Origin of the sequence: Pseudoduganella sp. RAF53_2 (assembly GCF_052113985.1) — a bacterium.
Classification (GTDB): Bacteria; Pseudomonadota; Gammaproteobacteria; order Burkholderiales; family Burkholderiaceae_D; genus Rugamonas.
The window spans coordinates 1-7375 of the sequence record NZ_JBFRDW010000279.1 but is presented as its reverse complement, the minus strand read 5'-3'; the positions used below and the strand labels follow the sequence as shown (position 1 = coordinate 7375).

The 7375-nt window shown below is 52.7% G+C and carries 6 protein-coding genes; 4 read left to right on the top strand and 2 right to left on the bottom strand.

Going from position 1 to position 7375, the window contains the following annotated elements:
• Nucleotides 1-2932: hypothetical protein (locus tag AB4Z11_RS17175; RefSeq protein ID WP_442026455.1), on the bottom strand; the 2932-nt coding region annotated here is incomplete at its 3' end.
• A 164-nt stretch (nucleotides 2933-3096) separates the two neighbouring features.
• The gene (locus AB4Z11_RS17170; RefSeq protein ID WP_442026454.1) at nucleotides 3097-3417 is read right to left on the bottom strand and encodes a helix-turn-helix domain-containing protein; all 321 of its coding nucleotides are present in this window, start codon (nucleotides 3415-3417) and stop codon (nucleotides 3097-3099) included.
• A gap of 124 nt (nucleotides 3418-3541) precedes the next feature.
• Between AB4Z11_RS17170 and AB4Z11_RS17165 the strand changes: the two genes are divergently transcribed.
• The 4 genes from AB4Z11_RS17165 to AB4Z11_RS17150 all read left to right on the top strand — a co-directional run bounded on the left by AB4Z11_RS17165 (nucleotide 3542) and on the right by AB4Z11_RS17150 (nucleotide 7200).
• Nucleotides 3542-4006 carry a hypothetical protein gene (locus AB4Z11_RS17165; protein ID WP_442026453.1) on the top strand — a complete coding sequence of 155 codons (465 nt, stop codon included), beginning with the start codon at nucleotides 3542-3544 and terminating at the stop codon, nucleotides 4004-4006.
• Nucleotides 4007-4009: 3 nt separating this feature from the next.
• Complete coding sequence (locus AB4Z11_RS17160) at nucleotides 4010-4453, top strand: hypothetical protein (protein WP_442026452.1); 444 nt, start codon at nucleotides 4010-4012, stop codon at nucleotides 4451-4453.
• Nucleotides 4454-4620: 167 nt separating this feature from the next.
• Nucleotides 4621-6036, top strand: a complete 1416-nt coding sequence (locus tag AB4Z11_RS17155; RefSeq protein WP_442026451.1) for a protein kinase domain-containing protein — start codon at nucleotides 4621-4623, stop codon at nucleotides 6034-6036.
• Nucleotides 6037-6048: 12 nt separating this feature from the next.
• Entirely contained in the window at nucleotides 6049-7200 is a 1152-nt protein-coding gene (locus tag AB4Z11_RS17150; protein ID WP_442026450.1) for a UvrD-helicase domain-containing protein, read from the top strand.
• The last annotated feature ends 175 nt before the right edge of the window (nucleotides 7201-7375 follow it).

Genomic DNA, 7375 nt, shown 5'->3' with positions numbered 1-7375 from the left:
GCCCACGGTAGGCAGCCCATAGACGAAAGTCGTGAATGTGTGGTCGACTGTTAGGGCTTTGCTCCTGCGGGATGATTGTTATTTCATTTGCACTCGTTTTGGCAAAAGCGGTGGCTGCGTGGTTGCACAGGTCAATCACGAAGCGTACGCTCTTCGGCCAATCATAGAGTAACAACGAGCGAAACGGGCCCTGTAGCACCGACGGTGGGAAGAATTCATGAGCTGCACGATGGCTCAGCCCCAGTTCGGTCTCCCAACCCGTGATGCTGTAGTCTTGGTTAGTACCCGGCTCGGGTTCCGTGTAAAGGGCCCAGAATACTTTCCATGCTAAGTCTGGAGTGAAGAAACTCGCCTCGCGGCAGTTCTTGACATTGACGAAGAAAGCGAGCCGTTCTTCCGCATAGAAATCGCGTGCATCGGTTTCAGCCAGAAGACGCTGCAAAAGCGACTCCACAAATGTGGTGAACCGATTGGAATCCGCACCTGCGCAGCGGCACAAAAGGGCATAGAAACGTTTCCCGATTGAGTTCTCCCGATACCAGTTTTCCTGATCGCGCAAGCAGAACTGTTCAGCCATGTTGAATACATTGAGCACTCTTTGGCTTGGTTTGTACCAGTTCTCATCGTGCGACGTGGCGTCTTCCGCGAGCTGGACGACCCACGAGTTGCATTCTGGTGGCATGCTCGGGAATGCTCTAGCAACCAACTCGATAACCACGTCCCAGGCTTTGCCAACAGGGGCGGCCATTCCCAGCCGCGCCGCAATTTCTTTGTTTTCTGAATCATCGGCCAAACTAGAGTAGTCGATAGACGTCGGCCCTTTGCACGCAACGCGTAGCAAATGGCTCAAGCGCTGCAGGAGACTGGCGCTGTCGAGGGAGACACTATTACTGAGCTTAGCTACAAGTTCATTGACCCGCTCGGAACGCAAGAGGCCTATAGCTACTTCGTCTTGCCATAGCTGTGGAATGGTCGAGTCTTGTCTAAGGACGGCTTGGAGCAGCGCATAGGCATCCTCATCGCCCTCGGCCGAACGCTGCGCGGTCCATGTGCGAATTGCCCTGCGCATTCCGGCATGTGAACCGAGCTTGTTGAAGAGCGCACCCCAGTCGCGCTCGGCGCCGCGCACCTCGCGTTCAGCTCTGAAGAAAAGTGACCAGTCTTCCAAGACGTCATGAGCGGGAGCTACCCGGTCGGTCAAATCCTTTACTAGCACAGCATCTTGAACGAGAGAGGCCACGGCCTCAGCATCTTTTGGTGCTTCGATAAATTGAGCAAAGCGTTCCGTACGCGCATAGCAGACATCATCGAATGCTGCTCGGCGGCGTGCGGCTAGTCCTGCTGGCAGGCCTTTGCTTGGCGCGATTCGTTCCCCCCATAGGAGCAATCGCAAGTCGTTGCCAGCGGCTTGAGGAAGAGGTGTCCCTGCTGCTGTGTAGTTTAGCGCGAGGCGAAGGTAATAGGGGGCTCGGAGAACTTCTCGTACGCCGCTATCCTTAGTAACAACATCTTCAAGAGTAGTCTCAGCTACGGCGGCAGAGATCTCTGCGTCTGTCAGCAAAGGAACGTCGACGACCTGATACGAGAACTCTGAAAGGAAGAGTGAATAGAGAGCGTTTAGTGCATAGGAGCGCGTCGTAATGCAGAGTCTCGCGGCCTTGTTCCGACGGACCAGCATCAGCAGTTCCTCAAGAGCACCCGGATTCCTTCCTTCGAGAGCCTTCTCCAGCGAATCGATGACGACTGTCGGCCTACCGCTGCCCAAGAGGCTCGCCATGTTGGAAACAGCGTCTTGCATGCCATTGAGTGACTGGACGCCAGCTAAGCTTGGCTCGTCGAGCTCGTCCGCCCGAAAGAAGAAGAGCGGGGAGGATTCGCGTAGCAATGGTGCGAGTTCCGCCATTACCGCTGATTTCCCCACTCCAGGGCCACCTGTGACAATGACAAGTTGCCTTTGATCGAATCCGGCTAGCACTTCGGTAACGCATTGGCTGCGGGGAATGTGCATGCCGTTAGGAAGTTTCGTTGAGATGAGCGAGAGCTGAAGACTTGCTCGGTCGCTGAATCTCCCAGCGATGTGGCCAAGGCCCGTTTTTCCGGTAAGACGATCGACGGCTTCTTGGATGCCAGCCTGTGCGGTCGTTCTCCAGGTCTCACGAGTGACGGTTCCCACAGTGATGCCTTGCTCGAAGACGTATGAGAACAGGCCGTTCCAAACTTGTTCGCCGGAGTCCCCTGGTTGGCCTGAAGCTAACAGGGCTTGGGTGAGACTCAATTCTTGTGAGCCTTCGGTACCGAAGTCATGTATGTCGACGCGAAGCCGCCGCAAGAGATCGAATACGAGTTCGTCGGTATACTTGTCGGCTAGTGTGTTCCTGGAGACCTCCTTAAAGGCATTCCACGTACGCCTATGTTGCGCGTCAAAGAGCTTGGACTCGACTTTATGAACAAAGTCTGACAAGTTTAGCGAGGATCGCGATAGCTCACATAAACGCTTGGCCGCTCGATTGGCGGCCGTTGCTGGGGCTATCGTTGCTAGAACCAACACATCGCTGGCCCGGTCAAAAGGACTTCCCTGCGCGCCCAGGAAGTCTCTCCAAGCGCCTTGCAACCCATCGACGAACTCCGTGTTACCAGGCGTAGAGTCAAGTCCTCGTTTGCACTGAATGAGTTGAAGGCGGCTGCCCTCGTTATCGCGCAGTTGACAGTAAATATCGTCTGTGTGAGCTCCGGTGTAGCGAGCTTCGAAGCGAAGTGTTTCGACTCGAGTCCCGTGAAGGCCGAAGGTAGTCGGCAACCCTGTCAGCATGTTTGCAAGGTACAGTGCACCGACCCGCGCTTGGAACATGCCCCCACCGCCACCAGTGGCAACGGTGCTCATGACTTGGGTACCCTCAAGAGGGTCTCGCTGGGCCTTTTGTTCCTTGCTCATTCGGAAAGGCCTTTGCCGCCGTTCGTCGTCTTGTGCCAACGACCATTAGGGATTTCTCTTGAGAGCAACTTTCTAACCTCATATTTCTTAGGATGATTGAGCAAGTAGATTTCACCAGCGCGAACAGTTTACTAAAACGCCCTGCCAAAGCGAGAGCTGACCGACTACGAAAGCGCCGCTTTTACCGCCTCAGCCATCTTCGCCAAGGCGTCATAGTCTGCATCGCGCGCTGATCGGATAATGAAGTCGCGCATTTCCTCCGCGCTCGGATGTCGATCGAAATCGAAAAAGTCCTTCAGTTCTACGTGCAACTCGCCGCGTATTTTGTCCAGGGTCTCGAGGGAAGGAAAATGCGCGCCTCGTTCAAGGCGGCTTAAGGATTTCGTGTCGATTCCGACCTGGCTGGCCAGTTCCTCCTGAGATAGCCCTTTTCGCTTTCTCAGCAACTGAACTCGCTCGCCGACGAGGCGCTTTGGATCATACATCAGACAACCCTCAAAGTAGAATTTAGCGAGTAAATCAACTTTGTAGGTTTATTTGAACTTCACACTACGTCTATAATTGGCAAAAGTAATCGTTGTGAGTTTACTTTGCTAAAAAGGTATGCGAATGAGTCAGTGGAAGATAGTAGTTGGGGAGGTTCGGCATGTCGGCCAGGTCCAGATGCGCGGAGGAGAGGAGGATTGTTTTCTGCTCGATTCACTGTCCATCAGGAAAAGCGATGGGCAGACGACTCGAATGGTGGGCGTGGTCGTCCCTGGTGCCATCTATGACGCGTTGAAGCCCGGCGTCGTAGGCGATTTCGCCGTATTGGTTTTGGCCTACCCGAAGCCGTTTGGTAGCGCTGAACGCACCTTTGTCGTTCGTTTGAAATCTGCAGAGGAATTCATTGATGGCATACAAAATGTGAGGGCCTGGGTCCGCAGCTCCAAGGGGGCGGCATTGCACTTCTTTTGGTATGGGATTGTCTTGATGCCGGCATTTGGGTTTGGCCTGTTGCTTTGGGTATGTGCCGCAAGATTGCTCGTGCTGAATATCCCGCCAGAGGTGACTGCCTCCATTTCACGAGGCTGACCTTTGTACTTTATCGTCGAAGAGGCGTGGGAAATCTCAAACCCACTAATGAAAGCGTTGCCTGGCGCATCAGGTAGGATGTTTTCTTGTGTTGAAGTGGATTTGAATGTGCCGCTTTGGCATCTGGACATCCTTATTGGCGCATCGGTCGGAGTCGAGTGTTGGCGTCGCTTCGTCCTGACTTCTGTCGAGCAGGTTGCAGCGACGACAGCTGATCACCAAGGTCAATGCAGGCTCTATTTTCAAGGGCAACGATCGCTGAATGAGGGCGCCTACGGAATCTGGGAGGTCCGAAAGCTTTCTACAGGACGTGACAAAAATGGATGTACTCGGTACGTGATCGAGCTTCCTCACATGAGCGTCATCTATCCTGGCTACAAGATGCTGGCGTCAGATGTAACAGGACTTAGTCAGATTTATCAGTCCACCATCCTCGATACTGAATGAAACGGGATGGGAGCGTCGAACTGTGATGCTCCTTTTAGGTTTTCCGTTGTTATCGCGCGGCTCTCTTTCCTTCCCTCATTCGTTACCAGTAACCTAATTCATGTTTTTGCTTGGAAAAATTGCAATCATGAATGTAGTGCTGTTACTCTTGGTTCAGGAGGAAATATATGCCTGCACTAGATATCTCAGTTATCAAAGACATAACTCAAAGGCTAGAAAGGTATTTGACCGCTAAAGGCGGATACACGGCTGTGGAATACCTGACATCAGGCGGTTCAGCTGCCATTTTCAAAGTTGACGGGCCTGAAGGAGGACGAGCTTTCAAGGTATTCGATCCGCGTTTCTTTGAGGGAAAGGTCGGTGAAGCTGAGCGTCGACGCTTGGATGTGCAGCGGCGTCTGATCGGACATGAATGCCATTCGCTGGTTCGGACTTTTCGCGTGGAGGAAGCCGAGGGAACTGCTGTCATGGAAATGGAGTTTGTTACCTGGCCCGATTTAAACAAGGTCTTAGAGGAAGTGCCAGACGTAGAGGTCAGCAATCTTATTAGGCAATTGGTGGTAGCGGCCAAATTTCTGGAGGATCAAGGCATTGTTCACCGAGACATTAAGCCCGAAAACATAAAAATCTCTGCAGATTTTAAGAGTCTCAAGCTTCTTGATTTGGGAGTAGCTCGGAATATCGAGTCAGCTGACGATGTCGACGCGGCAGTAACGGACCACGGTAATCTGCGGCCTTTTTTGGCGACTGCACAATACAGTTCACCGGAGTATCTGTTTAGGCTTGATGAGCCGGCTCCAAAACTTTGGAAAGGGCTCAATTTTTATCAGATTGGGGCCGTGTTGCACGACTTGATCATGAAGAAGCAACTCTTCGATTATGAAATGAAAGCTGGCAACCGATGGCTAGTTAGCAAAGCCGTGCTTACCAAAATGCCGTCTTTCGCCGAAGGAAATGCTAGCCGGCTGCGCGCTTTGAAGGCATTAGCGGCGCGCTGCCTGACAAAGGACTTGGATTTGCGGTTGCAAATCGTTGGCTGGGAAGATTTCATGCAGGAGGATACCGACGACCCGATGAACGCGCTGCGAGGTCGCCTTGCCAGAAGTGGAATGACTGCCGGACCGCAATCCAAGGCCGCAGCGGACGCCAGGTTAGAGTTTGAGCGCAATGACTTCGCCAAAACCCTGCACGACAACATTCGTAACGAGCTCATAGCTGTCTGCGGTACGACGTTACCCAATCGGACGAAGGTGAGTGCCGACAGGTTGAGTTACACATATATCTTTGAGCCAGGGAACGGTGCGGTTATACAGTGCCAATTAAATCTTGATTGGCAGGGTGGCGTCTTCGCGCGGGATGCTCGTATTGAAATTGCAGCCGTACTTTGCCATGAGCGTCAAAGTGCAGCCATTCAAATGCCGCCCATGAAATCTCTATGCCAAGCGACAATCGATGGCACAGACGACACGACCGTGAACAACATCACAGGGGTTATTGCCAGGGCAGTTGGTGCTGCGCTCGACATCGTTGACGCTATGGATGACATAGATACTCTTGAATCAAAGAATCTGTTGGATATTTAATGGGGCATACGGATGAATAGCAACTGGTGGCGGAAGTTTGACGAGTTGGGCCCGAGGCAGAAGGCCTTCATACGTTTACCAATTGATGGCAGGCATTTGCTTGAAGGGCCGCCAGGTTCAGGCAAGACGAATTTGCTGTTGCTACGCGCCGAGTATTTGGCCGGCAAGGGTCAGAAAAATGTTCTCATACTGACGTTCACCAAGGCTCTCAGGAACTTCATCCGTAGCGGTATCGGCGCGCGAAAATTAATCACGCCACAGCAAGTGCAGACGTACCACGCGTGGGCGTCAGAGCACATATTGCATCACCTTGGTAAGCGGCTGGTCGAAAAAGGAGCTTCGTTMGATGACGAAACAAGGGCACGCGCCGTTGAACTTCTGAAAGAGGCGAACAAAAAAGTAGACTCTCAGAAGCAATACAGCGCGATATTCGTTGATGAGGCGCAAGACCTTTCCATAGCCGAGTTGGAGCAGCTGCTTTGTCTCAGTGACCGAATCTGCATTTGCGGGGATACTAAGCAGGGGATCTACCAGCAAGATGGTCTCGGCATTGCCGAAGTTTTGGGACTGGACAGTCATGTGCTTGAGGAGCACTTCCGCATTGGCCATCGAATTGCACAAGTGGCTGACAAGCTGTCGCCAGTTGATGAAGGGCTGGTCTCGTTAGAGGATTCATCAAACTACGATCGAGCGAAGTATGGGGAATCGCGAGCGAAGATGTACCCGTGCGATTCTCGCGACCATCAGTTCGCGACGATGTTGGACATCCTCCGTGTGCAAGTTGATGCGTATAACGAAGACACCATTGGGATATTCTGCGGAAAAAACGAGACCATGGCTGAGTTAAAGGAAAGGTTTAGCTCGACTGAGCTTGCGGATAAAATTTGCTTCCACGGTCTTGATGAGAATAGTGGATTCACTGGTGACCACCGGATTCACGTTCTTACAATCCACTCGGCCAAAGGGACTGAGTTTCGCGCCGTTCATCTGTATGGCACGGAAGAGCTGGCCAAGCATCCGCTGAACAGGACCCGTCTCGCCTACACTGCGGTAACACGGGCTAAAACAACGCTGAGTGCTTATCGAACCGGCGAAACGAGTCGTCGTTTGGAAAACGCGTTTGCGGAAGACACCCATTTCGAGCCCGAAGACCTTTTTGATTGAGACCATGAAGAAAAACGATTTGATTTGGTACGCCTTCGAGCGGGATGCGGTTCCAGCTGCGCTGCAAGGCATCGTGGACACGCGGTTAAATGGCCCCGCGCTTACTTTCGGTGCACCTAGGCCGAGGGACGGCGATGTCGTAGTCGGTTACTGCGAACGCCCTCACTACCAAGAT